This is a genomic window from Aphanothece microscopica RSMan92 (assembly GCF_046613545.2).
GTDB lineage: Bacteria > Cyanobacteriota > Cyanobacteriia > PCC-6307 > Cyanobiaceae > NIES-981.
Map to the genome: position 1 here is coordinate 1 of NZ_JBKKKY020000642.1, position 400 is coordinate 400.

Annotated in this window: 1 protein-coding gene; it reads right to left on the reverse strand. The window is 71.0% G+C overall.

Annotated elements, in window-relative coordinates; all coding sequences use genetic code 11:
- Positions 1–61: 61 nt before the first annotated feature.
- Positions 62–400, reverse strand: a 339-nt coding sequence (locus tag ACLD7X_RS19435; protein WP_411425320.1) for a DapH/DapD/GlmU-related protein, incomplete at its 5' end; no start/stop codon positions are given.

A 400-nucleotide genomic window follows, 5' to 3' on the forward strand; every position in this document is an offset into this window, starting at 1 on the left:
GATGCGACGTCGATCAGCGCAGCGGTGCGGGCGAGCAGGTCCGGGCCGCCGCCCCGCCGTCTCAGAGCGCCACCCCGTGGGTGCGCAGGACGTCGTTGAGCGCTGCCTTGTCGTGGCGTTCGCCGACGTCGAGGCGCTTGATGACGAGGGCGCAGGGCAACCCGTAGGTGCCGCCTGCGAACTCGCGCGGACGCGTCGCGAAGACCGTCACGCACCAGGGCGGCACGACACCGCGGGAGAGTTCCTCGCCGGTCTCGGCGTCGATGACCGGGATCGAGTCGTTGAGGATGACACCCGAACCCAGCACGGCGCCCTGGCCGACCCGGGCTCCGTTGGTGATCATGGCCCGGCTGCCGATGAAGGCGTCGTCTTCGACGATGACGGGTGAGGCCATCGGGGG